Consider the following 25,281-nt stretch of genomic DNA (forward strand, 5'->3'; position numbering starts at 1 on the left):
TTTACATTGGAAACTTTTTTTCATAAATACATACGCAAAATATAATCGGGTGAAGTTGAGATGAGTGACGAAAATACAGAAGCAGGTGACGGCGCAGAGCCGTCGATGGAGGATATTTTAGCCTCTATCCGGCGTATTCTTTCTGAGGATGATGAAGAAGGTGCCGAGGCTGCTCCGACTGAAGAAGCAACACCCGAGCCAGAACCGGAACCAATGCCGGAACCTGAGCCAGAACCAATGCCGGAACCTGAACCGGAGCCAATGCCTGAGCCGGAACCCGAACCGGAACCAATGCCGGAACCCGAACCGGAGCCCATGCCTGAACCGGAACCAGAACCAATGCCTGAGCCGGAACCGGAACTTGAGCCTGTGATTGAATTGGAAGACCCCGAACCAATCATTGAAGAGATTGAAGAAATCGATATTGATGATGATATCCTGGATTTAACATCTGATATGATGATTGAGGAAGAAGAACCAGAGCCGGAACCGGAACCTGTTTTTGAGCCGCAACCCATTTTGGCATCCGATGTTGCCAATCGGATTGTCTCTCCGCCAACAGCAGATGCATCGACAGATGTCTTGTCCGAACTGGCAAAAGCAATTCTGGATCAACGCGATATCGCTGTTGGGACCCGCGACATTACGTTGGAAGGCCTAACCCGCGAAATGTTGCGACCATTGCTGAAAGAATGGCTCGATCGTAATTTGCCTTACTTGATTGAACGATTGGTCAAAAAAGAAATCGATATCATGATTAACCGTGCGGAACGTCTGGAAGACTAAAACACGATTAATCTTGCGAAATTACAGCGCCCGGGCTTGTCCTCGGGCGTTTTCGCGTTTATTAAAGCTATAAATTTTCATTTAGATAAGAGGCTGTGTCTTAAAATGCTCGACAAGACGTTCAACCCGGCTACTGTTGAAGAAAAACACTACACGCTTTGGGAAGAGAAAAACGCATTTGCCGCCAATCATGAAGCTGGCAAAGAACCCTATACGATCATGATGCCGCCGCCTAATGTGACAGGCAGCTTGCATATGGGACACGCCCTGACATTTACTTTGCAAGATATTCTAATCCGTTATAACAGGATGAAGGGTAAAGATGCCCTTTGGCAACCCGGCACAGACCACGCAGGCATTGCCACACAAATGGTGGTAGAACGCCGTTTGGAAGCTGAAGGTGTGACCCGCCATGATTTGGGCCGCGATAAATTCATTGATAAAATCTGGGAATGGAAAGCAGAATCAGGTGGGACAATTGTTAATCAATTGCGTCGTCTTGGTGCTTCTGCCGATTGGGCTAAAGAGCGCTTTACCATGGATGAAGGCTTATCAGAAGCCGTCCGTAAAGTTTTCGTCGAACTTTACAAACAAGATCTGATTTATCGCGATAAAAAGCTCGTCAACTGGGATCCGAAGTTGCATACCGCCATTTCAGATCTGGAAGTGGAACAACGCGAAGTCAACGGTAAAATGTGGTACTTCAACTATCCATTAGAAGGTGAGGACGGTAAATTTGTTACCGTTGGGACCACACGCCCGGAAACCATGCTCGGTGATACAGGCGTTGCGGTTCATCCCGATGATGAGCGTTATAAAGATTTGATTGGTAAAAATGTTATTTTGCCAATCGTAAATCGTGCGATCCCGATTGTTGCCGATGAATATGCCGATCCTGAAAAAGGTTCAGGTGCTGTAAAAATTACACCGGGTCACGATTTTAATGACTACGAAGTCGGTAAACGTTGCAATCTGGAAATTATTAACGTTCTGGACCTTAACGCGCATTTAAATGAAAACGTGCCTGAAAAATATCAAGGTATGGAACGCTTCGAAGCCCGCACAAAAGTTGTCGCCGAAATGGAAGAACTGGGCCTTTTGGTGAAGATCGAAGAAAATCCGATGACAGTTCCTTATGGGGATCGTTCCGGGGTTGTGATCGAACCTTGGTTGACGGATCAATGGTTTGTAAAAGCCGACGTGTTGGCAAAACCAGCCTTGGAAGCGGTTGAAACAGGTAAAACGCGGTTTGTCCCGAAACAATGGGAAAATACTTATTTTGAGTGGATGCGCAATATTCAGCCTTGGTGTATTTCCCGACAAATTTGGTGGGGACATCAAATTCCGGCATGGTTTGACGAAGATGGTAACGTCTATGTTGAAATGACCGAAGAAGCAGCGCAAAAAGCAGCAGGTGAGGGTGTTAAACTCACCCGTGAAACCGATGTGCTTGATACATGGTTCTCTTCTGCTCTTTGGCCATTTTCGACATTAGGCTGGCCGGAAAAAACACCTCAATTGGATCATTATTACACCACAGATGTGCTGGTTACCGGGTTTGATATCATTTTCTTCTGGGTTGCCCGGATGATGATGATGGGTATTCATTTCATGGGTGAAGTTCCGTTCAAGGATATTTACATCCACGCGCTTGTTCGTGATGAGCAAGGGGCAAAAATGTCGAAATCCAAAGGTAACGTTATCGATCCGTTGGAATTGATTGATCAGTATGGTGCCGATGCGATGCGCTTTACACTGACCGCAATGGCTGCACAGGGGCGTGATATCAAACTTGCCACCAGCCGTGTCGAAGGATACCGCAATTTTGCGACGAAACTTTGGAATGCCGCACGTTTCTGTCAAATAAACGGGTGTAAACCGGCTAAAGACTTTAATGCAGCAAGTGTTAAGCACCCCGTTAACCGTTGGATTGTTGGCAAGGTCGGTGAAGTTGCCGGCGAAGTTGGCACGGCAATTGACGGCTATCGTTTCAACGAGTCGGCCAATGCGATTTATGGGTTTGCCTGGGGCACATTCTGTGACTGGTATCTGGAATTCACCAAACCCATCTTAAATGGGGATGACGAAAGCGCGATTGAAGAAACGCGGGCCACAACCGCATGGGTTTTTGATCAAATTCTCCACATCCTGCACCCAATGATGCCGTTTATTACCGAAGAACTATGGGAATCGATGGCTGATGAACGTGATATGCAGTTAATTAGTGCCGCATGGCCGGAAAAATTATTAGATGATAACGATGCCAACGAGGAAATGGATTGGTTGGTTCAACTTATTTCCACGATCCGTACAACGCGTTCAGAATTGAATGTACCGGGAAGTGTTCCCCTTTCCGTTTATTTGCAAGGTGCCAATGAAAAGACGGCCCAACGTTTGGCGCGCAATGAAAACCTGATCAAGCGCATGGCTCGCCTGGGATCTATCGACTTGGTTGATGAAGCTGTTGCACACGGCTGTGTTCAGGAAGTCGTTGGCGAATCTACTGTCTTTATCAATGTGGTTGATCATATGGATGTAGCGGCGGAAAAAGCCCGGTTGGAAAAAGAAATCGCCAATCTGGATAAAATCATCGGTGGCAAAGAGAAAAAACTGGCAAACGAAAAATTTGTTGCCAATGCACCGGCTGATGTCGTTGCAACAGAACGCCAAAAAGTCCAAGAACTGAGCGAGAAAAATACCAAGTTCAAAGAAGCCTTGGAACGTTTGACATCGGCGCTTTAACCGATTGTTTGCAAGTTCACACTTATGATAGAAGCCTCACCGAAATTTGGTGGGGCTTTTTCATGTTGAGTGAACGAAAATTAAGATGGCAAAAAACGATCCGACCCCCGATGAACGTGCGGAATATATTGTAAAGCGCCTTGAATTGTTTATTCGGGAAAACCGCGAACCTTTTAAAGGAATGAATTTTAACAAGTGGCAACAACTTGCCCGTAGTGAAATTTCCAATTCCTTGCGCGATTACGAAAAATCACAATATGACCAAAACCAAGTGACAAGGCGGATGCTTTTTATTATCGGCTCATCCATTGCCACCATCGGTTTTTGGGGAGTCGCCGCTGCCTTTGGTCGAATTGATTATATGCTGGCCGGTATGATTTGTCTGATTGCCGGGATTATCGTCATTGCCCATGCCGGGGAATGGGTGACCCGGTCCATGTGGAAAAAAGCACAGGCAAAAAAAAGGGAACGTGCCTATAACAATGCCGTTTCTTTGGATCGACAGATTAAACAAATGGAAAAAGAATTAAAAAACAAAGCCAAAGAATTGGAAAAAACCTTAGGGGCAATGGGACGGGCTGTCCCGCAACCATCTGACAAAAAATAAACAAGCCTTGCATATTGAAATATGATCTAAATCTTCTTACTTAAGGGGTACGCTTAAGAAGGGGAGGCGATATCTATATGCATGATCGATTTGGCCTAAGAAACGACTTAGGCATAGAAGAAGTTGCTTTTCTTCAAGATGACAATGCCCTCACCGTTAAGGTCGATGGGGTGATGGATCTTGTACGCGATTATGATGTTTTTCTTTTTAGCATTCATGCAACTTTGATCCGAAATGGGATGACGGTTCCATCGGGTGCATCTCTCGTTCCACAATTACGTAAACTGGATAAACGGGTAGGCGTCTTTTGTTTAAACGGCGATGCCTGCCGGGATGATATGACGGCTCAACTGAATAGATGCGGTTATTCTATTACCAATAATCGCGTTCTTTTGTGTGATGATTTTGATAATTTGGAACAGCCGTTTCCTTTTGCAAGTTCTGAACGCATTCTCATGATTTGCAGTAATGTTTTAACTGAAGTTGCCCAAGCAAAAATCATAGGGCTCAAATCCTTATTGATAGATGGAAATAGTACGCTTGTTCAAAAACCATTTGAGCTTATGCCAGACTTTGTTGCTGACAGTGTATAAACCTTTCCAAATCCAAACGATATGTTTATGTTAGTTGCCGCACTTCTTAGGGAAGTGTTCTGATTATAATACCAAAAGGATTGGATTATGCCCGAATATCGTTCACGTACATCGACAGCAGGCCGCAACATGGCAGGTGCGCGCAGCCTTTGGCGCGCGACAGGTATGAAAGATGCTGACTTTGAAAAACCCATTATTGCCGTTGTGAACTCTTTCACCCAGTTTGTCCCGGGCCACGTCCATCTTAAAGATCTTGGTCAAATGGTTGCACGTGAAATCGAAAAAGCTGGTGGTGTTGCCAAAGAATTTAACACCATTGCTGTGGATGATGGGATCGCAATGGGCCATGATGGTATGCTTTATAGCTTGCCGTCGCGTGATTTGATTGCAGATAGTGTTGAATATATGGTGAACGCGCATTGCGCCGATGCAATGGTGTGCATTTCAAACTGCGATAAAATCACCCCCGGCATGTTGATGGCTTCTATGCGTTTGAATATCCCAACGGTTTTTGTATCTGGTGGTCCGATGGAAGCCGGGAAAGTCACTATCGATGACGTTGAACATTCTCTCGATCTGGTCGATGCGATGGTTAAGGCGGCTGATCCCAATGTATCTGATGAAGAAATTGATGCGATTGAGCGTAGTGCATGCCCGACTTGCGGGTCATGTTCTGGTATGTTTACCGCAAACTCCATGAATTGCCTGACCGAAGCCTTGGGCCTGTCTTTGCCGGGGAACGGAACCGTTGTTGCCACGCACGAAGACCGCAAGGAATTATTCCTGCGCGCCGGACGTTTGGCGGTTGAGTTGTGCAAGCAATATTATGAAAATGATGATGTTAGCGTTACACCGCGCGGGATTGCGACGTTTGATGCCTTTGAAAATGCGATGACATTGGATATCGCAATGGGTGGGTCTACAAACACGGTTCTTCATCTGTTGGCTGTTGCACAAGAAGCCGGCGTTGACTTCACGATGAAAGACATGGACCGTTTATCACGCAAGGTGCCTTGCCTGTCTAAAATTGCACCGTCCGTTCCCGATGTTCATATTGAAGATGTCCATCGTGCAGGCGGCATTATGTCTCTGTTAGGACGTCTGGATGATGCAGGCTTGTTAAAACGCGATGTCTCTACCGTTCATGCCAAAACATTGGGCGAGGCAATCGATACGTGGGATATCAGCCGGACTTCGGATGCTGAAATCCATAAGTTCTATAAGGCCGCACCGGGGGGTGTCCCGTCACAAACAGCCTTTTCACAGGCGGCGCGTTATCGTGATCTGGATCGTGATCGTTCCAAGGGTGTCATCCGCAGTGTTGAAGACGCCTTTACAAAAGATGGTGGCTTGGCTGTTCTTTATGGCAATATTGCCGAAGACGGTTGTGTTGTAAAAACCGCAGGGGTTGATGAAAGTATCTGGACTTTCACAGGGACAGCCCGTGTTTGCGAAAGTCAGGACGAAGGAATTTCCCGTATTCTGGGGGGCGAAGTCGGTGCTGGTGATGTTGTCATTATCCGTTATGAAGGGCCGAAAGGCGGACCGGGTATGCAGGAAATGCTTTATCCGACCAGTTATCTGAAATCTATGGGTCTTGGCAAAGAATGCGCTTTGTTAACCGATGGTCGTTTTTCTGGTGGTACGGCAGGCCTGTCCATTGGCCATGCATCACCTGAAGCCGCTAACGGTGGAGCAATTGGCTTGATCGAAGAAGGTGATACGATCGAAATCGATATTCCAAACCGTTCAATTAACCTAAAGGTTTCTGATGCGGAACTTGCAAAACGGCGCGAAGCAATGGAAGCTAAAGGCGCGGATGCATGGAAGCCGGTAAAACCACGTCAACGTCATGTAAGTGCTGCCTTGCGTGCCTATGCTGCAATGGCAACCAGTGCAGATAAAGGTGCGGTTCGCGATGTAAGCAAGCTTGAACGTTAAGACAAATTAGCTAAAGCAAAAAGAAAGCCCGCCATTGAGTGGGCTTTTTTTTTATCCTTTTAAAAACCCGTTTGGATTAACCGGGTTCATACCCCGGCGGATTTCGAAATGGAGTTGAGGGGTCACCACACCACCACTGCTGCCGACACTTGCGATGGATTGACCACGCGTTATTTTTTGGCCGCGTTTAACCAATATTTTCTCAACATGAGCATAAGCGGTAATCCAACCGCCACTATGTTTAACGAGGATCATATTGCCAAACCCGCGCAGTTCATTGCCACTGTAAGCAACAACACCGTTTTCAGCAGCTTTTACAGGGGTACCACGTTTTGCAGAAATATTGATCCCGTCATTGCGTAACCCATCGCGTTTAGCGCCAAAATTGGAAATAATTCGTCCCTTGATGGGCCATGCAAAACGGCTACTGGAACGTGGGGGTGGTTTTGGTATCGCTTTGCGATTAATGCGTGGTTCCGCTTTTGCCTGTGTTGTGGATTTATTTTTTGGCTTGGTTGTGACCTCGGCATTAACCCGTGGGGGTACATCCAGATTTTTAGATGCTGTCGTCAAATTCCCTGAATTGGGGAGCTTTAAGCGTTGTCCCGGAGTTAAGGTAAACGGGGAGTTTAAATTATTGGTTTTTGCCAATGTGTAAAGGTCGGTGCGGTAGTGTCTGGAGACAGAATAAAGTGTATCACCGGGCTGGACAATATGAACCGGGCCTTGTGGCAGGTAAAGCCGTTGTCCGATGTTTAAATGAAAGGGCGGTTTCAGGGCGTTTCTTTCGATAAGCCCGCGAACAGAAACATCGTGTTTGCGCGAAATAGCATAAACGGTATCACCTTTTTGTACGACAACCGTTCCCGGAATTTCTTTTGGCTTTTCGATGTTTTTCTTTTCAACGGATTGTTCGGCAGGCGGGCGATACCTTCCTTGTCCTTCAAACGGGACTTCCACCCAACCACAAGCAGCAAGGCTGAAAAGCACGGCGAAAACGCCAATATGTCGTGATGTTCTAAACATGATGCGGATTATGCCCAAGCTTAAGCGGGGTTTCAAACTTATTCTGGCAAACCGGGCAGAAGGGGGACAAAACGAACCTTTTCCAATTCTTCAACATCAAAACCATCTTCGGTCCGGGTGACACGAATAAGCCATTGTGCAGAGGTATCTTCCCCAATCGGTAAAACCATAATACCACCAACAGATAACTGATCGGCAAGGGCAGGGGGGACATCAGCCGCTGCCGCAGTAACCATGATGCGATCAAACGGGGCTTGTTTGGGCCAGCCTAATGTACCATCCCCGCAATGCGTTGTTATGTTGGTTTGTCTGAGGTCATGAAAACGTTTTTCCGCTTGTTCCAACAATGGCTTGAAACGTTCAACCGTATAAAGACGTCGGCATAGTTTTGCCAAGACCAAAGCTTGATAGCCGGACCCTGTGCCTATTTCCAAGACTTTCATACGGTCATTGACCCGAAGCTTTTCCGTCATATAGGCAACAATATATGGCTGACTAAGGGTCTGGTTATACCCAATCGGCAAAGCGATATTATCATAAGCTTGATCGAAAAAGCTTGCTGCAACGAAACTTTCGCGTGGAATACGTTCCAATGCGGCTAAAACATTCGTGTCTGTTATGCCTTGTCGGCGTAACTCCATAAGAAGGCGAATTTTCTGAGCTTCGATACTCATAACATTTCCCCACGTAAGTCATGGAGTGTCGAATAATCTGTAAAATCCAGCGAGATGGGTGTTATGGAAATTTTCCCATGTGTAACAGCGTGCAAATCGGTTCCTTCATGGAAAGTTTCTTGGGACCGTAAAGCACCGACCCAAAAATATTCTTCTCCGCGCGGATCAATTCCTTTGGCCAGATCATCCCCAATTTTACGTCGGCCTTGTTGGGTAATTTCAATTCCTTTTACAGATTTTGCGACCACATCGGGGAAGTTTACATTCATTAATGTATTTTTTGGCCAACCAATTGAAGTGAGCTTTTGCAAAATATCCGGGCCATGCGTTTGTGCGGTTGCCCATTTAACCCGATCAGGATCACTATAAAATTGTGATAAGGCGATTGCGGGTACCCCTAACAAGGTTGCTTCCATCGCCGCTGCAACTGTGCCTGAATAAGTGATATCTTCACCCAAGTTTCCGCCACGGTTTACACCGGAAAGAACCAAATCGGGTGGGTTATCTCTCATAATTTCATTCAAAGCCAACAAAACACTGTCGGTCGGGGTTCCGTCCACGCTGAAACGTTGATCTGAATGCTTATGAATGCGTAAAGGGCGGCGAAGGGTCAGGGAATGCCCGGTTGCACTTTGTTCCGTTTCCGGTGCAACCACCCAGACCTCTTTCGCCACTTCTTTGGCAATATGTTCCAGTACCTTCAAGCCCGGTGCATGGATACCGTCGTCATTTGATATCAAAATTCGGGCTTGGGATAGGTCTATCATTTATTTGGCTCGATAACCTCAAGGCCACCCATGTAGGGACGCAAAACATCCGGCACAATGATACTGCCATCGGCTTGTTGATAATTTTCAAGAACGGCAACTAAGCATCGACCGACTGCCAGGCCGGACCCGTTTAAGGTATGCACAAACTGCGGTTTTTTCTCACCTTCGGCACGGTAACGGGCTTTCATACGCCGTGCTTGGAAATCCCCTGTTGTGGAACAAGACGAAATTTCGCGATAACGGTTCTGACCCGGCAACCAGACTTCGATGTCATAGGTGCGTCGGGCGCTAAAGCCCATATCGCCTGTACAAAGCGTAATGACGCGATAAGGCAGTTTCAAGCCTTGCAAAACCGCTTCGGCGCATCCTGTCATGCGTTCCAGTTCCGCGTCTGATTCTTCGGGTTTGGTGATACAGACCATCTCAACCTTGCTGAACTGATGTTGGCGGATCATACCGCGTGTATCCTTGCCCGCAGACCCGGCTTCGGAACGGAAACACCATGTCATGGCCGTATAACGACGCGGTAAATAATTCTCAGCGATAATTTCACCGGCGACAATATTGGTCAGCGGAACTTCTGCCGTCGGGATCATCCAGAACCCTTCTTCCGTACGAAAGAGGTCTTCGGAAAATTTTGGGAGTTGGCCCGTACCATAAAGGGCTGCGTCTTTCACCAAGGCAGGCGGGTTTACTTCGGTAAAACCGTGTTGCATGGTGTGGAGGTCCAGCATGTAAGACGCTAAAGCGCGTTCCATACGGGCAAGCGCACCGGACAACAAGACGAACCGAGAGCCAGACAATTTGGCGGCAGTCTCGAAATCCATCAGGCCGAGTTTCTCGCCGATATCGAAATGTTCTTTGGCTTCAAAATCAAAAGACGGAACGTCACCCCACTTGCGGACTTCGACGTTATCATCTTCATCCTTGCCATCCGGCACATCATCATAGGGCAGGTTCGGCAAGGACATAAGCGCATTTTCGAGCTCAGCTTCCTTGGCTTTGGCTTGTTCTTCCAACTCTGCTTGTAAATTTTTAGATTGGGAGACCTGTTCCATAATATCAGAAGCGTCACGCCCTTCGCGTTTTGCCAGTCCAATTTCTTTGGAAAGCTTATTACGCTCTGCCTGAACTTCTTGGGCGCGCGTTAAAATATCACGGCGTTCTGTATCAAGGGCAATCAGACCTTCTGCCTGTGCTTCTTGCCCACGTCGCTCCAGCCCTGTATCGAATTGATCAGGGTTATCTCGTATCCATTTAATATCGAACATAGCTACAAAGCCTTAAGTCATATTGAAGTCTGTTTCTTCGAATTCATCGTCATCTTCTTCATCTTCGATGTCGCCGCGTTTCTTTTCTACGCTACGCACCGAAATGATAGAGATTTCATACAAAAACAGAATGGGAATTGCCAGCCCTACTTGCGAAATAATATCGGGTGGGGTCATAAGGGCTGCGGCGATAAAGGTCACAACAACAGCATATTTACGTTTTGCGGCAAGGCCGCGTGAGGTTGCGGCCCCGATACGCGCCATTAAAGTTAAAACCAATGGCAGTTGGAAACTGATACCAAAGGCAAAAATCAATTTCATAACGAGGGCCAGATACTCGTTTACCTTGGCTTCCAACTGAATGGGTAAAGTGCCATCTGTACCTAAAGTCTCAAAGCTGAGGAAGAATTTCCATGCCAATGGCATAATGAAATAATAGACCAGTGCCCCGCCTAGCGCGAACAGGATAGGGGATAAAACTAAATAAGGCGCAAGTGCAGCTTTCTCATTTTTGTAAAGCCCTGGTGCTAAAAACTTCCAAAATTGTGTGGCAATGACTGGAAAGGCAAGAAACAAGGCTGCAAAGAAAGAGACCTTGATCTGTGTGAAAAAGGCTTCATGTAGCGCCGTATAGATCATACGGCGATTGCCGCCAAGTTCGGAAAGAATAGTTGCTAGCGGCTGAACCAGAAATCCATAAATTTCGTTTGCAAAGTAGTAGCACCCCAAAAAAGCGATGAATAGAGCAATAACCGCGACAGTCAGGCGATTTTTCAGTTCAATCAGATGCTCCATTAAGGGCATCGTATTTTCAACGGCTTGAGGTTCTTGCACGGCCTAACTCGTTATTTCTTTTCTGATTGATCCGATACTGCTTCCGCTTTGGGCGCAGCAACTTGTTCGTCTTGCGAGGGAGATGGCTCTTTCATGGAATTGTTGAAAGCAGCAGATTCTTTTGAAAGATCCATTCCTTTTTCAATTGATCCATCTGAGTCAATAGCCTTGGCAACTTGGCTTTTTACGTCAAAATTACGGGCGGATTGAATAGATTTCTTTACTTCTTCCAATTCCGTATCCCGGATCATATCATCGACGTTATTTTGAAATTCACGCATCATATGCTTGGCCTTTCCAATCATCTTTGCCATTGCGCGCATTGCTTTGGGCAAGTCGCGCGGACCGATGATGAGAACAGCAAGAATCACAATGGTGACGATTTCCGTCCAACCGATATCGAACATCGATTCTATCCAGATTCAGGGAAAGGGAAGGGCTTAAGAAACGTCTTTTTTCTCGGAAGACGCCGGAACTTCCGTTTCTTCTTTGGTAGAGATTGCAGGTTGCTCGTCTGCTTTGGCTTCTTCTTCGCCTTCTTTCAGGCCGGATTTGAAATTTTTGACGCCTTTTGCAACATCACCCATGACTTTAGGCAATTTACCTGCACCAAAAATGATCAAAACAATGACAAGGACAAGAACAACTTGCCAAACACCAATACCCATGCGTGGTCTCCAAGATTTTAGTTATACAATTGTTGACAAGCATATAAGCAGAAAGATGGAAGCCCGGCAATGCTAAAGGCACAATTTTTTACATTTAACAGGCGCGAAACACAAAGGCGCGTGTGGGGTCCATTGTTACAACAATATTCTGATCTACGATAGGTTTTAGCTGACTATCAATACGTGCATGCAAATGTGTGCACGTTCCTGTTTCATCTTCGACACAGAGATGCAGCAAGCTGTCTCGCCCCAAGTAGCGGGCGGCTTCAATTTTTGTTGTATGGAAATGCTGATCAACATCGTTTCTGGGCCGGACAATCACGTTCTCCGGTCGAATGAGGACATCAACGATTTCACCTTCGTTAAAGCCGGATGTTTGCACATTGCCTAGAATAGTCTGGGCGGTGTTCTCTTTGATGATACCTTTAATGATATTGATCTCGCCAAAGAAAGAGGCTGCAAAATGGTCAATTGGATTTGTATAAAGTTCGTGCGGGGCACCATCCTGAATAATAGAACCGCCCTTCATCAAGACAATACGGTCCGCCATAAACATAGCTTCTTCCGGGTCATGAGTGACCATCACGGCAGCGACATTTGTTGATTTTAAAACATGCAAGGTTTCATCGCGAATATCAGCACGTAAGCCTGAGTCCAGACCGGAAAAAGGCTCATCCAGCAACATGATCCCCGGTTTTGGGGCCAAGGCACGTGCGAGCGCGACACGTTGTTGTTGACCCCCTGATAATGTATGGGGCAGGGCATAGGCATATTTATCCATACGCACCTGTTTTAAAACTTCAAGAACACGACTTTCAGTTTCAGGTTTAGAATACCCTTTAAGTCCAAAGGCAACATTTTGAAAAATATTTAAATGTGGAAAAAGGGCGAAATCTTGAAAAAGAAAACCGATATGACGTTTTTCCGGTGGTAAGACTTTTGTACCATCTGTTACGATTTTATCACCCAACATGACACGACCACTTAGCGGGCTTTCCAAGCCTGCGCAAACCCGCAAAGTTGATGTCTTGCCACAGCCGCTGGGGCCAAGCAAACAGACAAATTCACCGGCTTTCACATGGAGGCTGAGATTATCCAGAACGCAAAAACCATCAAAAGAAAGTCTTATATCTTCAAGTTTTAAAACCATATTCGTTCTGTCCTAATTTTCTTGACCTGGGCGTGATTTCGCAATGGTACGACTGATCATAATCACCGGAATAATACCAACAAGTACCATTGCAAGCGCTGCACTGGAAGCTTCGGCCAATTGTTCATCACTTGCCAGCTCGAACGTGCGAACGGCTAATGTAGTAAAATTGAACGGGCGCATAATCATGGTTGCTGGAAGTTCTTTAATCACATCGACAAAGACTAAAATCCCGGCACTAAACATACTGGCACGAATAAGCGGGAGATGTACTTTTTTAAGGGTTTCTGACGGATTGTGTCCAAGCGTACGTGACGCACAATCCATATTTTGTGTAATTTTACCCAGCCCGGCCTCAATGCCATTAAAGGAAACCGACAAAAATCGGACAATATAGGCAAAAACAACGGCAACGATTGTTCCAGACAGAATCAATCCGGTTGAAAAACCCAGATGTTCGCGCGCCCAGCTATCCACCAGGTTATCGGTCCAGGCAAACGGCAGCATAATGCCAACCGCCAGAACTGATCCTGGCACGGCATAGCCGATAGATGCGGCGCGCACACCGAATTTGGTAAAAAATGACGGGCGTAGTCTGGCGCCATAGGCCATTAAAACAGCCAAGATTACGGCCAATAATGCGGCGACACAGGCAAGGATGAAACTGTTAAAGGCAAATTCGACAAATTGTAGGTTCATCCACCATTCGGTTGTTTGAAAAGCCCAATTTAATAAGATGCCTGCGGGCAGTAAAAAACCCAATAAAACGGGGATAAAACAAGCTAGAATGCAAATCACTTGCTTCAGGGGCGACATTTCCAACTTGCTTAACGCCCGATACCGCACGGTCGTGTGATGATACGCCGCTTTACCACGTGAATAACGCTCAAGGGCGATTAAGCTGACAATAAAAATAAGAAGACATGCCCCCAATTGTGCCGCTGCCGCCGGTTCCCCCATACCAAACCACGTTCGGTATATGCCTGTCGTAAAGGTATCGACCGCAAAGAAATGAACGGTGCCAAAATCGTTCAAGGTTTCCATCAGGGCAAGGGCGCTCCCTGCCGCAATTGCGGGGCGCGCCAAGGGAAAGGCAACATCTTTAAAAGCCTGCCAGGGGGTGCGCCCAAGGGTGCGGCTGACTTCCAGTACACAAATGGATTGTTCAAGGAATGCCGCACGTGACAACATATAGACATAGGGGTAAAGCACCAATGTGAACATGGTCATCGCCCCCCAAACCGAACGGATTTCAGGGAACCAGTAATCACGCCGTGAGGTCCAGCCGAAAACCTCGCGCAAGACGGTTTGTACGGGACCTGCAAAATCCATGAGCCCGGTGTAGGTATAGGCAATCACATAAGCCGGAACCGCCAAGGGCAGCAAAAGCGCCCATTCAAAGACCTTTTGTCCCGGAAAACGGCACATGGTGACAATCCACGCGCAACCTGTGCCGACCACAAGTGTACCCATGCCGACACCAACCAATAAAAGAACGGAATTATAGATATAGTTCCCAAGCACTGTATCGGCCAAATGAGACCAGATTTCACCTGTGGGAACAAACACATAAGAAACAACAATGAAAACAGGTGAGGCAATAATCAGCGCGGTTATAACGGTGAAGAGAGTCCAGCCGTTAAAGAGATTTTGCAATCCGTATTGTTTCATGGCCACGCGTTTTTATTGATAGGGTTGTTGTTTTTGAAAATGACTTGCAATAACAAATATACAAAAGAAGTTGATCCGTCCAGCAGAAATACTGGCAATTTTTCTATGATTATTCTTCTTTGAGGGGTTCGGCCAGTTCGTCATCGTCTTCCGGCTGGTCGGGGTGGTCAAACGGCAGTTCCATCTCCCCGCGTACGGTATAGGCATTGATGGCAGGGCGGGCATCCAACAGACCTGCTGATTTCAATTCTTCTATGCCCGGCAGGTCTTCAACCCGTTCCAATCCGAATTGATCCAGAAAATCAATCGTGGTGCCCCATGTCATGGGGCGACCCGGTGTCCGTCTGCGCCCGCGTGGTTTGATCCAATCGGCTTCAAACAAAACATCTAGCGTCCCTTTTGAAAGGGAAACACCACGAATTTCTTCAATCTCAGCACGCGTAACAGGTTGATGATAGGCAATAATGGCTAAGGTTTCGATAGCAGCGCGCGATAAGGTTTTTACGTTTTCACGATATTCACTTAACTTTTCCGCCAAATCCGGTGCTGTGCGAAATGCCCATGCATTACCGCGTCGAACCAGATTGACCCCCTTATTCGCATACTCTTCCTGAAGGGTTTTCAACATGGCTTTCAGGTCAATTTCATCTTCAAAATAATTGGAAAGCTTGCGTTCGCCCAAGGGTTCCTTAGTTGCAAAAAGAACGGCTTCCAAAAGGCGGAGGTTTTCTGTGAACTGTTCGTCGCTCATTTACTTGATCTCCATATCCGGGCTTTGGATATATATCGGGCCGAAGGTATCGGATTGTCTGATTTTTACTTTTCCATCGCGTGCCATTTCCAAGGCAGCGGCAAAGGTTGAGGCAATAGCGGAACGGGTATGAAGGCTATTTTTCAAATTTTTGGGCAAGAAGTGAATTAACGTTGTCCATTCCGGTATTTTACCAAGGAAAGACCGTAACCGTTCAATCGCCATATCCATAGAATAAAGGTCTGTGGGTTCTATATGAAGGGTTTGATCCACATGCTTGTTCATTTGATCCCCATAAGCCTTCATCAGGTCATATAAGGTAACATCATAGGTCACGTCATCAAGCTTGCCGAAATTTTCAGGCTCACCTCGGCGAAAGGTTATCAAGTTTAAGGCATTACGTTCCAGCAAGGTCTGTCCGGCATTACGCATGGCTTCCAGTCGTTGCAATTGAAAGGCGAGGGCGGCTGCCATTTCTTCGGCGCTCGGTTCCTCTTCGCTGGCCTGTGCCGGGATCAACAAACGGCTTTTCAGATAAGCCAACCAGGCGGCCATAACAAGATAATCAGCCGCTAGTTCTAAGTTTTGGCGACGCGCTTCCGCCACCCATAACAAATATTGATCGGCCAGTTCCAAAATAGACAGATGGATCAAATCAACCTTTTGATCGCGGGCCAATTCCAGCAAGATATCAAGCGGTCCCTCAAATCCATCGAGATCAATAATCAGGGATGCTTTTTTACGTTTCGGACGTAGGTCGTCGTCTTCGTGCTGGTCAAGGTCGATGAGATTGGCCATCACGCTTTACCCCGCGATACCGACCATATAGGCAATTCCATAAGTAATATAGTCGGCAGGAACTTTAACTAACCACCAAAAAATATTTAAGTTTAAGCCGATTATATTTCCCAAGTAAGGTACTAAAAAAATCATACCTAATAGAATGAACATGCCATAACGTTCAAGGCTTGCTAAACGCATAGCTAGAGGATGAGGCAAAAGCCCAACAGCAATCCGTCCACCATCAAGTGGCGGTAAAGGTATCAAGTTAAAAACACATAATATTACATTGATATATATAGAGTTTTTAAGGTTGTGACCTAGCCAGTTGGCGACATCGGAAGGCATTAAAGGTAAGGTGTAAAATAATAAGGCAGAGATAATGGCAATCAGGATATTTGCCCCCGGTCCAGCCGCTGCAACCAGTACCATATCTCGCCGGATATTGGAAAAATTGCGCATATCGACCGGAACCGGCTTGGCATAGCCAAACATCATTTTCCCGCCGGACAGCAACAGCATTAACCCCGGCATCAAAAGCGTGCCGAACGGATCAACATGTTTAATGGGATTGAATGTGACGCGCCCCATCATGTAGGCCGTATGATCGCCAAGACGCCAAGCCACCCAGCCATGTGCGGCTTCATGTAAGGTCACGGCAATGATGATCGGAATGATCCAGACTGAAATCATAAAACCGATGTTGGCAAAATCCATATTACAAGACCAATTCCATCAGGGTGTTGAAACGGTGTTCGGCTTGGTCGAAATCAATCTCTTCCAGATTTTCACGGCACATTTTCCAGCCTTCTTCCAGGCGATCATCGGTTTGATCGTTAATCGGTCGCAGACCTTCAGCAACTGCCAGCATTTCTTCGCGTTCCCCGTTACAATGAAGGACAAGGTCACATCCGGCTTCCAAGGCGCTTTCAGCCCGATTTGTAAAATCACCTTCCAGTGCATGCATGGAAAGATCATCAGAAATCAAAATACCGTTAAAACCGATTTGGCGGCGAATAACATCTTCGATCAGGCGGGGCGACATAGTTGCCGGTGCATATGGATCAATATCGCTGTAGACGATATGTGCTGTCATCGCCCACGGCATATCCGCCAGATCAATAAAGGGGCGGAAATCTACACTTTCCAGAATATCAAGGGTGGTATCGACAACGGGCAAAGCCTTATGGCTGTCCACAGTTGCGCGTCCATGACCGGGTATATGTTTTATAATAGGCAAAACCCCACCTGCCATAAAGCCACGACAGGCCGCCCGGCCCAAAACAGCCACCATTTCCGGGTGGGTGGAATAAGCACGGTCACTAATAATCGGGTCGGCATCTTCTGTGGGGATATCCAGTACAGGTGCGCAATCCACGTTAATACCAAGGTCCATCAGTTCTGAGGCAAACAGGCGTGCGTTCAAGTGTGTCGCTTCCAATCCCATTTCCAGACTAAAAGCCGCCAGTTCACCGATCTTGGCCGCTGTCGGGGCTGCACGCCAATGCGTTGGTTTTAAGCGAGCAACTCGTCCGCCTTCCTGATCAATCAGGATTGGTACATCCGGGTGTGACACACAACTTCGTAAGTCATCACAAAGTTCACGCACCTGATAGGGATTATCGATATTGCGGGCAAAAAGAATAAAACCAAGCGGATTTACATCGCGAAAGAAATCACGTTCCCAGTCATTCAGTTCCAATCCCTCACAGCCAAAGATGACGGCATTTGGATTGTCATTATCGTACTTTGACAATGAAGCACCCCACTTTACGTTTTTTAAATTGCGCACATAAAGATTTCGCTTTATCCGCAGTTTGAACCGGCCCCAAGCGTAAACGGTAATAGATACCTTTTTCAGGCCCTAAATCCGCCTTGACGATATTGGCGGGAAGATCACCAATAATATCGGTGTTTTTTGCCTTGATCTTGTCCCAGGTTGATTGCACACCGTTTTCGCTTTTAGAAGACAGTAATTGCAAAATATATCCGGCCTGATCCAGCGGTTTGACTTCGCTTGGGATGATTTTTGGCTTTTCTTCGATCTTCGCCATCGCCGTTTTTGGGGCAGGGGCTGTTATCGATTGTTCAACTTGCCCTGCAGGCGTTTCACCAAGAGCTTCTGCAATTTTTGCATTCAGATCTTCTTTATCCTGTTGCGTCGGTGCATGCTCCGCATTGTCCTGTTGATCAACAGGTGTTGCAGCATCTTCTACATCGCGTTTAACCAAGGGTCGAGGTGAGTTTGGATCTTCAATTTGTACTGGTGCGGGCTCTGGTTCAGATATATTTTTTGCTAGATCTTCCGACGGCACTTCCGGTAAGGCAGGTGCTGGCGTTTCTGATTGCGTTGCTTGCTCTGCTATACCCGGTGTTATAGCCGCATTTTCACTTGGCGGGGGCGTTGTTTCCATTTCGGGCAGGGGGATGCTTTGAACAGGTTTATCCAATGGTTGCTCTGCCCGAGGCAACAAACGTTCCAATTTGGGTTCTGTATTATCACCAGCCACACGGTCATAAACCGTTTTATCGCGATTTGGAACAGCCATTCCACCGGGATCATCCGGTTTTTCTTTGGTTGGGCTGTCTGTTGCGCGCACAAGCGGCACGTCATCATGGTTTTTTGGCCCGCTTCCTACGAAATACCAGGCACCACCTGCCAAACCGGCAATGACCGTGGCAGCGACCAATAGCTTTACAGCTTTACCGCCGCCGCCTTCGTTTGACGAAACGGGCTTGTAATCATAGGCATCCGAAGACGGGTCCATTAAATCGTCGTCGAAATCATCCCTATGCGGCATTAACGCAACTCCTCACGTGGTTCAACACCCAAAACCAGCAAACCGGATGCAATCACCAAAGAGACCGCTTTTAACAAAGCCAGACGCGCTTTGGTCAATTCCAGATTGTCGGCATGCAGGAAACGCAAACTAACGTCCCCAGTGCCCTTGTTCCAAAGAGAATGGAACTCGGACGCCAAATCGTACAGATAGTAGGTAATACGATGTGGTTCGTGGCTTTCGGCTGCGGCTTCAATCAAACGCGGCCATTCTGCCATCAATCTCATTAAAGTTAGCTCTGATTCATCATTTAACAAGGATAAATCCGCTTTTGCCAATGCGGTTTCTGTCCGGTCCAGATCGGTGAATTCTTCATCCGCCTTACGGAATACCGAATGACAACGCGCATGTGCATACTGAACATAAAAAACCGGGTTATCTTTGGATTGTTCGGTTACTTTTGTAAAATCAAATTCCAGTTGCGCGTCATTCTTACGTGTCAGCATAATAAAGCGTACAACATCTTTGCCGACTTTATCGATGACTTCGCGCAAGGTAATAAAGGTGCCGGCCCGTTTTGACATTTTAACAGGTTCGCCATTGTCCATCAGGTTGACCATTTGGGCAAGCTTGATATCAAGTTCGGCTTTACCTTCGGACATGGCCTTAACAGCGGCTTTCATCCGTTTAACGTATCCGCCGTGATCTGCGCCCATGACATCAATCAATTGATCTGATCCCCGTTGGAATTTATCAAAATGGTAGGCGATATCAGAGGCAAAGTAAGTCCCGGAACCATCGGATTTTTTAAGTGGGCGATCAACATCGTCACCAAATTCGGATGCTTTAAACAGCAATTGCGGACGCGGTTCCCAATCTTCGGGCTTTTTGCCTTTCGGCGGTTCAAGTACGCCCGTATAGATCAAGCCACGTTCTTCTAAATAAGTGATTGCCTTGTCAACGCCGCCATTTTCAACCAATTCTTTTTCAGAAGAAAAGACATCATGGGTTACACCAAGAACGGCCAAATCTTCACGGATTAAATCCATCATAGCATTGATTGAAAAGGCTTTAATCTCTTCCAGATAATCACCTTCTTCGGCATTTAGCCATTTATCACCGAATGTTTCCTTCAGTTTTTCACCGACTGGAACCAGATAATCACCGGGGTAAAGGCCTTCAGGAATTTCAATCGTTTCACCAAAGGCTTCGCGGTAACGCAAGTAAGCAGAACGGGCCAAGACATCAACCTGTGCACCGGCATCGTTGATATAATATTCCTTGGTAACTTTATAACCTGCCTTGGCTAACAATAAGGCGAGGGCATCACCAACCACGGCTCCACGACCATGTCCGACATGCATTGGGCCTGTCGGGTTTGCCGACACATATTCCACATTCACCGTTTGACCGGTTCCGATATCGGAATTCCCCCAATCGGTGCCTGCTGCAAGTACGTCACATAATTTGGCATGCCAAAATTCTTGCGCCAGACGGATATTGATAAAACCGGGGCCCGCAACATCAACTGATGTGACGTGATCAATTTTGGCAATTTTCATTGCCAGCAGTTCTGCCAAATCACGCGGTTTCATTTTGGCCTGCTTACACAGAACCATTGCGGCATTGGTGGCAACATCACCGTGCGAGGCATCACGCGGTGGTTCACACGTCAGGCGGGATGGATCCATGCCATCGGGCAATTTGCCTTCAGTAGATAATTTTTCAACGATAGAAGAAATTTCGGAATGAAATGCTTTAAAAAAATTCATGAGTTTCTGGCCTGTACGTCAAATAAACGGGCATGTTCATCCAACGCGTAACGATCTGTAATTCCGGCAATATAATCGGCAACGACCTTTGCGGTGCGTTCCGACGGCTTGCCATCGGTGAGTTTGTACCATTCAGTCGGTAAACAGTTAGGTTCTGCCATAAACAAGGTGAACAAGTTCTGTACCACCCGGCGGGCCTTGCTGGTCATCCGATTGATCTTATAATGACGATAAACGTTTTCAAACATAAAGGCCTTCAATTCCCGATCACATTGTTGAATGCGTTCGGAGAAAGAAGCAATCGGTCCGTTTGAATGACGGATATCATCAATATCTTTTGGTGACGCATCTTTAATGCGCTGTTGCGTTTCCTGCAAGAGATCGTTGACCATATCGCCAATTAGTCTGCGTACAGCCTCGTAAATCAGGCGAGATTCATCCAAGCCGGGGTATTGTTTGGCAACTTGTGCAAATGTTTCGCCCACAACCGGAATATCACTTAAGTCGTCGATTCGAATAATTTCAGCGCGCAAGGCATCGTCAATATCGTGATTGTTATAGGCGATGTCATCGGAAAGGGCAGCGATTTGTGCCTCCAGACTGGAATAATTTTCTAAATCCAGATCCATAACATGTTCATTATAGTCCAAAATCGCCTGCGGAACCGGTTTGGGTGAGGAAACTTTAGAGCCCAACAAGGGACCGTTATGTTTGACAACACCTTCCACACATTCCCACGTCAGGTTCAGCCCGTCAAATTCGGCGTAGCGTTGCTCCAGCTCACTGACAACACGAAGTGATTGCGCATTATGATCAAACCCGCCATAAGGCGCGAGGGCTTCGTCCAAGGCGTCTTCACCCGCGTGTCCAAAAGGGGGATGGCCAAGATCATGGGCAAGGGCAAGCGATTCCGCTAATTCCTGATTTAAATTGAGATAACGACATGCTGTTCGGGCGATTTGCGCGACTTCAAGGGAATGCGTCAATCGCGTTCGGAAAAAATCGCCTTCATGGTTGACGAAAACCTGCGTTTTATACTGCAAACGACGAAAGGCGGCAGAATGGATAATGCGGTCACGATCACGTTGATGACAGCTTCGTGTCGCACTTTCCGGTTCAGGAAAACAGCGGCCTTTGCTTTGTTCCGGCAGGCTGGCAAATGGGGCAAGTGAGATATGTTGGTTCATGAAAGGAAAGGTAACCTCGCGGGCCTTGATATGCAATGGGTTTGACAAATGCAAAAGATAGATTACATAAAAGGCCAAAGATATTTTATAGGACGGAGTTCGATTATGACTGCACAAGTTGGTTTGACACAAAGCGCAAACGAGCAAGTTAAAAAACTTATTGCGCAGGAAGGTAATCCGAACCTCAAGCTTCGAATTATGATTTCCAGCGGCGGTTGTTCGGGCTTCTCCTATAACTTCAGCCTTGATGATCAAGTCAAAGCCGATGATCAAGTCTTTAGCTTTGACGATGTTGATGTGCTGGTGGATGAAGCCTCCTTACCGTTTGTGGAAGGTGCACAACTGGATTACGTCACCGATTTGATGGGGTCCAGCTTTCAAATGACCAATCCGAATGCAACATCGGAATGCGGTTGCGGGTCTTCTTTTTCCGTTTAATTCAAATATTTACCAATTAGAACACATCGCCTGTTCGCGGCGATAGTTGGCTTTTGTGTCGATGCGGGCATTTTTGCGACTTATCGCCGATGACATGCGTTTAAAAAGTGGTCTGATCTGCGCATCAAGCAGGTCTCGTAACTTTTTACTGGCGGCGTCAGGTGAACGTAAATAGACGGGACCTATTCTAGGGGCTTTTTTACGAATGGCACTTTCAATAGAATTTGCATGGCGATAAAGTGTATCACGAAAGATCTGCACATGAGTATTTTCATGATTTAAGATCGATTCATATTCGCAAGTCCCTTGTCGGTATTTTGAACTGACATAAACATTGATATTACGATACCCGATAAAAAGCTTTGCTGATTTAATAACAGCGCAATAACGGTCTCGACCAAGCTGATAAATTTGGGTCTGCATTTCAAGATTATAGTTTTCATCGGCAACTGTCAGACCATTTGGCACCCAAAGTGGCCCCATTTGACGGCGCACCTTGTTTTTTATTTGCGATAATTGTGCGGGATTAAAACCGTTTTGATAATGCAGGTTTCCCATAGAGGTCTCCATGTAAATTTCTACACGGCGACCATCTTCGGGGCAGGTTGGCCAACCGTTTTTGGCCCACGCTTTTTGCCCTGCGCCACACAGCAACAGCCCGGCAAAAAAAAGGAAAAGGAATACTGGAAACTTCATAAGGACAGTATATGTTATGGATGACTGTTGGCTCAATGGAGAAATGACCTGTGAAAATCGCAACATGGAACGTAAACGGGATTAATGCACGCACAGAACATTTGCTGCGCTGGTTAAAAGATTTCAATCCTGATGTCGCGCTTTTACAGGAATTAAAGACACCGGGTGATGCTGTTCCGGCACTGGAATTGAAAGAATTTGGCTATCATATTGAATATGTTGGGCAAAAATCTTTCAATGGTGTTGCTGTGTTATCAAAATCACCGATTGAGGTTGTTTTGCGCGCTTTACCCGGAAATGATGACGATGAACAAGCACGCTATCTGGAAGTTGATACAGGCGACGTGCGTGTGGCCTCCATTTACTTTCCCAACGGTAATCCGGTCGACTCGGAAAAATTTGATTACAAACTGAATTTCATGGAACGTGTTATCGAACGCACAAAAGACTTATTAAGTCAGGAAATTCCCTTTGTTTTGGGCGGAGACTACAATGTCGCCCCCGATAATGGCGATGTGTACGACATTCAAAAAATGGCAAATGATGCCATCTGTCGTGAAGAAGGACGCCGCCTATATCGTCAGCACCTTCACCTTGGATTAACCAATGCCTTTAAACTTTATCATCCTGAATCGGGTCAATTTTCATGGTGGGATTATCGCGCAGGCGGCTGGACTAAAGATCATGGTGTTCTGATTGATCACCTGTTGTTATCCCCGCATGCGGCGGACCTGTTGAGCAATGCCGGTATTGATAAAACGCCACGCGGTTGGGAAAAAGCATCAGACCACACGCCGGTTTGGTGTGAATTGGAGATTTAAGTAGATGACGCTCTGTCCCCCAAAAGATAAGACAATCAATTACATTGAATTTCTCGTGCAGGATATTTCGCAATCAAAGAAATTTTACGGTGATGTTTTCGGCTGGACCTTTACCGATTATGGGCCGGATTATTGTGAATTTAATGATGGCCATATGACGGGTGGGTTTGCCCACGGCACACCGGTTTCCGGTGGGCCTTTAGTTGTGCTTTATGGCTCGGACCTGAATGCGATGCAAGAGGCCGTAACAGCCGCAGGTGGGGAAATCAGCAAAGAGATTTTCGATTTCCCCGGTGGTCGACGTTTTCAGTTTAAGGACTTAGACGGATATGAACTCGCCGTTTGGTCTGAGACTTAGGAAAGCTTTTTCCCCAATCGTCCGGCCAAATCCTGAATATATTGCCATGCGACACGCCCGGACCTTGATCCACGCGTGACCGTCCATTCGATGGCCTCTGCTTTCCAGTTTTCCTCGGATATATCCAATTTATATTGTTCGATATATCCGGCAATTGCCGCGAAATAGGTGTTTTGATCCATATTGTGAAAACCAAGCCACATGCCGAAACGATCAGACAAGGAAACTTTTTCCTCTACAGTTTCCGCAGGATTGATAGCTGTTGAACGTTCATTTTCAATCATATCGCGTGGCATTAAATGGCGACGGTTTGATGTGGCATAAAAAATAACATTTTCCGGTCGGCCTTCGATTCCGCCCTCAAGTACGGCTTTCAGTGATTTATAAGATGTATCATCACCGTCAAAAGACAAATCATCACAATAAACAAGACAACGACGCTTGGTTTGTTTCAACACTTTCAATAAGTCAGGCAAGGTCGAAAGGTCTTCACGGTGAATTTCGACAATCATCAGGCTATGTGCTTTTTGTGCGTTAATATGGGCATGTACTGCCTTAACAATCGAACTCTTGCCCGTACCGCGCGCGCCCCATAACAACGCATTGTTTGCCGAATAGCCATTTGCAAACTGCTGCGTGTTCTGAAGGAGTAATTTCTTTTGTAATTCAATACCTTGCAGCATATCAAGCGGCACATGATTAACCTGATGTATGGCATTTAATGCATGGGTTTCAGAATGCCATACAAAGGCATCGGCATGATCAAGATCGTTGTTTGCAACAGGCTTGGGGGATTGGCGTTCCAATGCATCTGCAATTCGCAAAAGAACGGAAAGGATTTGTTGCTCGCTCATATTACTCTCATATCGGTGAAAAAAGTCTCTGAAAGCTAAGGATTCATATAGAAAATGTAAACACTGCATTGTATAGTCCCGGCCAAGTTTGGGGAATACCCAACGATATTT

At 46.5% G+C, this 25,281-nt stretch carries 26 protein-coding genes; 8 read left to right on the top strand and 18 right to left on the bottom strand.

Features of this window, described 5'->3' with window-relative positions:
• Positions 1 to 60: 60 nt before the first annotated feature.
• From ACI0FF_RS09665 to ilvD, 5 genes are all read left to right on the top strand, one after another.
• Positions 61 to 786: a DUF2497 domain-containing protein gene (locus ACI0FF_RS09665; RefSeq protein WP_419796661.1), complete on the top strand. Its 726-nt coding sequence runs from the start codon at positions 61 to 63 to the stop codon at positions 784 to 786.
• 105 nt (positions 787 to 891) lie between these two features.
• Positions 892 to 3,528, top strand: coding sequence for a valine--tRNA ligase (locus ACI0FF_RS09670; protein WP_419796662.1), 2,637 nt, complete (start codon positions 892 to 894; stop codon positions 3,526 to 3,528).
• Between the two features lie 85 nt (positions 3,529 to 3,613).
• Positions 3,614 to 4,135, top strand: a complete 522-nt coding sequence (locus ACI0FF_RS09675; protein WP_419796663.1) for a hypothetical protein — start codon at positions 3,614 to 3,616, stop codon at positions 4,133 to 4,135.
• 77 nt (positions 4,136 to 4,212) lie between these two features.
• Positions 4,213 to 4,728: a hypothetical protein gene (locus ACI0FF_RS09680; protein ID WP_419796664.1), complete on the top strand. Its 516-nt coding sequence runs from the start codon at positions 4,213 to 4,215 to the stop codon at positions 4,726 to 4,728.
• Positions 4,729 to 4,815: 87 nt separating this feature from the next.
• Positions 4,816 to 6,669: a dihydroxy-acid dehydratase gene (gene ilvD / locus ACI0FF_RS09685; protein WP_419796665.1), complete on the top strand. Its 1,854-nt coding sequence runs from the start codon at positions 4,816 to 4,818 to the stop codon at positions 6,667 to 6,669.
• A 51-nt stretch (positions 6,670 to 6,720) separates the two neighbouring features.
• Here ilvD and ACI0FF_RS09690 read toward each other — a convergent pair whose 3' ends face one another.
• From ACI0FF_RS09690 to ACI0FF_RS09765, 16 genes are all read right to left on the bottom strand, one after another.
• A complete protein-coding gene (locus ACI0FF_RS09690; RefSeq protein WP_419796666.1) occupies positions 6,721 to 7,695 on the bottom strand; it encodes a peptidoglycan DD-metalloendopeptidase family protein in 975 nt (324 codons plus the stop codon).
• Between the two features lie 38 nt (positions 7,696 to 7,733).
• Positions 7,734 to 8,369, bottom strand: a complete 636-nt coding sequence (locus ACI0FF_RS09695; RefSeq protein WP_419796667.1) for a protein-L-isoaspartate(D-aspartate) O-methyltransferase — start codon at positions 8,367 to 8,369, stop codon at positions 7,734 to 7,736.
• Positions 8,366 to 9,136: a 5'/3'-nucleotidase SurE gene (surE, locus tag ACI0FF_RS09700; RefSeq protein ID WP_419796668.1), complete on the bottom strand. Its 771-nt coding sequence runs from the start codon at positions 9,134 to 9,136 to the stop codon at positions 8,366 to 8,368. Before surE ends, ACI0FF_RS09695 begins: the two co-directional genes overlap by 4 nt.
• Positions 9,133 to 10,410, bottom strand: a complete 1,278-nt coding sequence (gene serS, locus ACI0FF_RS09705; protein WP_419796669.1) for a serine--tRNA ligase — start codon at positions 10,408 to 10,410, stop codon at positions 9,133 to 9,135. Before serS ends, surE begins: the two co-directional genes overlap by 4 nt.
• A 12-nt stretch (positions 10,411 to 10,422) precedes the next feature.
• A complete protein-coding gene (gene tatC, locus ACI0FF_RS09710) occupies positions 10,423 to 11,244 on the bottom strand; it encodes a twin-arginine translocase subunit TatC (protein WP_419796670.1) in 822 nt (273 codons plus the stop codon).
• A gap of 11 nt (positions 11,245 to 11,255) precedes the next feature.
• Complete coding sequence (gene tatB, locus ACI0FF_RS09715; protein WP_419796671.1) at positions 11,256 to 11,651, bottom strand: Sec-independent protein translocase protein TatB; 396 nt, start codon at positions 11,649 to 11,651, stop codon at positions 11,256 to 11,258.
• A 33-nt stretch (positions 11,652 to 11,684) separates the two neighbouring features.
• Positions 11,685 to 11,912, bottom strand: a complete 228-nt coding sequence (gene tatA, locus ACI0FF_RS09720) for a twin-arginine translocase TatA/TatE family subunit (RefSeq protein ID WP_419796672.1) — start codon at positions 11,910 to 11,912, stop codon at positions 11,685 to 11,687.
• 94 nt (positions 11,913 to 12,006) lie between these two features.
• Positions 12,007 to 13,062 (bottom strand): ABC transporter ATP-binding protein, encoded by a 1,056-nt coding sequence (locus ACI0FF_RS09725; protein ID WP_419796673.1) that lies wholly within the window; start codon positions 13,060 to 13,062, stop codon positions 12,007 to 12,009.
• 12 nt (positions 13,063 to 13,074) lie between these two features.
• Complete coding sequence (locus ACI0FF_RS09730; RefSeq protein ID WP_419796674.1) at positions 13,075 to 14,733, bottom strand: ABC transporter permease; 1,659 nt, start codon at positions 14,731 to 14,733, stop codon at positions 13,075 to 13,077.
• Positions 14,734 to 14,842: 109 nt separating this feature from the next.
• Positions 14,843 to 15,484, bottom strand: a complete 642-nt coding sequence (gene scpB, locus ACI0FF_RS09735; RefSeq protein ID WP_419796675.1) for an SMC-Scp complex subunit ScpB — start codon at positions 15,482 to 15,484, stop codon at positions 14,843 to 14,845.
• On the bottom strand, positions 15,485 to 16,282 hold the full coding sequence (locus tag ACI0FF_RS09740; protein WP_419796676.1) for a segregation and condensation protein A: 798 nt from the start codon (positions 16,280 to 16,282) through the stop codon (positions 15,485 to 15,487).
• Between the two features lie 6 nt (positions 16,283 to 16,288).
• Positions 16,289 to 16,981 (bottom strand): site-2 protease family protein, encoded by a 693-nt coding sequence (locus ACI0FF_RS09745; RefSeq protein WP_419796677.1) that lies wholly within the window; start codon positions 16,979 to 16,981, stop codon positions 16,289 to 16,291.
• A 1-nt stretch (position 16,982) separates the two neighbouring features.
• Positions 16,983 to 18,020 carry a beta-N-acetylhexosaminidase gene (nagZ, locus tag ACI0FF_RS09750; RefSeq protein ID WP_419796678.1) on the bottom strand — a complete coding sequence of 346 codons (1,038 nt, stop codon included), beginning with the start codon at positions 18,018 to 18,020 and terminating at the stop codon, positions 16,983 to 16,985.
• On the bottom strand, positions 18,004 to 19,065 hold the full coding sequence (locus ACI0FF_RS09755) for an SPOR domain-containing protein (RefSeq protein ID WP_419796679.1): 1,062 nt from the start codon (positions 19,063 to 19,065) through the stop codon (positions 18,004 to 18,006). Before ACI0FF_RS09755 ends, nagZ begins: the two co-directional genes overlap by 17 nt.
• On the bottom strand, positions 19,065 to 20,816 hold the full coding sequence (argS, locus tag ACI0FF_RS09760; RefSeq protein ID WP_419796680.1) for an arginine--tRNA ligase: 1,752 nt from the start codon (positions 20,814 to 20,816) through the stop codon (positions 19,065 to 19,067). Before argS ends, ACI0FF_RS09755 begins: the two co-directional genes overlap by 1 nt.
• Positions 20,813 to 22,003: a deoxyguanosinetriphosphate triphosphohydrolase gene (locus ACI0FF_RS09765; protein WP_419796681.1), complete on the bottom strand. Its 1,191-nt coding sequence runs from the start codon at positions 22,001 to 22,003 to the stop codon at positions 20,813 to 20,815. The genes argS and ACI0FF_RS09765 overlap by 4 nt, the downstream gene beginning before the upstream one ends.
• A gap of 105 nt (positions 22,004 to 22,108) precedes the next feature.
• On the opposite strand from ACI0FF_RS09765, the gene erpA reads away from it, so the two are divergent.
• Entirely contained in the window at positions 22,109 to 22,441 is a 333-nt protein-coding gene (gene erpA / locus ACI0FF_RS09770) for an iron-sulfur cluster insertion protein ErpA (RefSeq protein ID WP_419796682.1), read from the top strand.
• 9 nt (positions 22,442 to 22,450) lie between these two features.
• On the opposite strand, the gene ACI0FF_RS09775 is transcribed toward erpA, so the two are convergent.
• On the bottom strand, positions 22,451 to 23,137 hold the full coding sequence (locus ACI0FF_RS09775) for a hypothetical protein (protein ID WP_419796683.1): 687 nt from the start codon (positions 23,135 to 23,137) through the stop codon (positions 22,451 to 22,453).
• A 50-nt stretch (positions 23,138 to 23,187) separates the two neighbouring features.
• Between ACI0FF_RS09775 and xth the strand changes: the two genes are divergently transcribed.
• Together xth and ACI0FF_RS09785 are read left to right on the top strand one after the other, a co-directional pair.
• Positions 23,188 to 23,958, top strand: a complete 771-nt coding sequence (gene xth, locus ACI0FF_RS09780) for an exodeoxyribonuclease III (protein ID WP_419796684.1) — start codon at positions 23,188 to 23,190, stop codon at positions 23,956 to 23,958.
• A 4-nt stretch (positions 23,959 to 23,962) separates the two neighbouring features.
• Positions 23,963 to 24,316 (top strand): VOC family protein, encoded by a 354-nt coding sequence (locus tag ACI0FF_RS09785; protein WP_417830775.1) that lies wholly within the window; start codon positions 23,963 to 23,965, stop codon positions 24,314 to 24,316.
• Here the strand turns inward: ACI0FF_RS09785 and ACI0FF_RS09790 are convergent.
• Entirely contained in the window at positions 24,313 to 25,170 is an 858-nt protein-coding gene (locus ACI0FF_RS09790) for an ATP-binding protein (protein WP_419796685.1), read from the bottom strand. The genes ACI0FF_RS09785 and ACI0FF_RS09790 overlap by 4 nt on opposite strands.
• Positions 25,171 to 25,281 lie beyond the last annotated feature (111 nt).

The sequence above is a fragment of the Terasakiella sp. 4MB5A genome, assembly GCF_050058155.1.
GTDB classification, from domain to species: Bacteria; Pseudomonadota; Alphaproteobacteria; order Rhodospirillales; family Terasakiellaceae; genus Terasakiella; species Terasakiella halodenitrificans.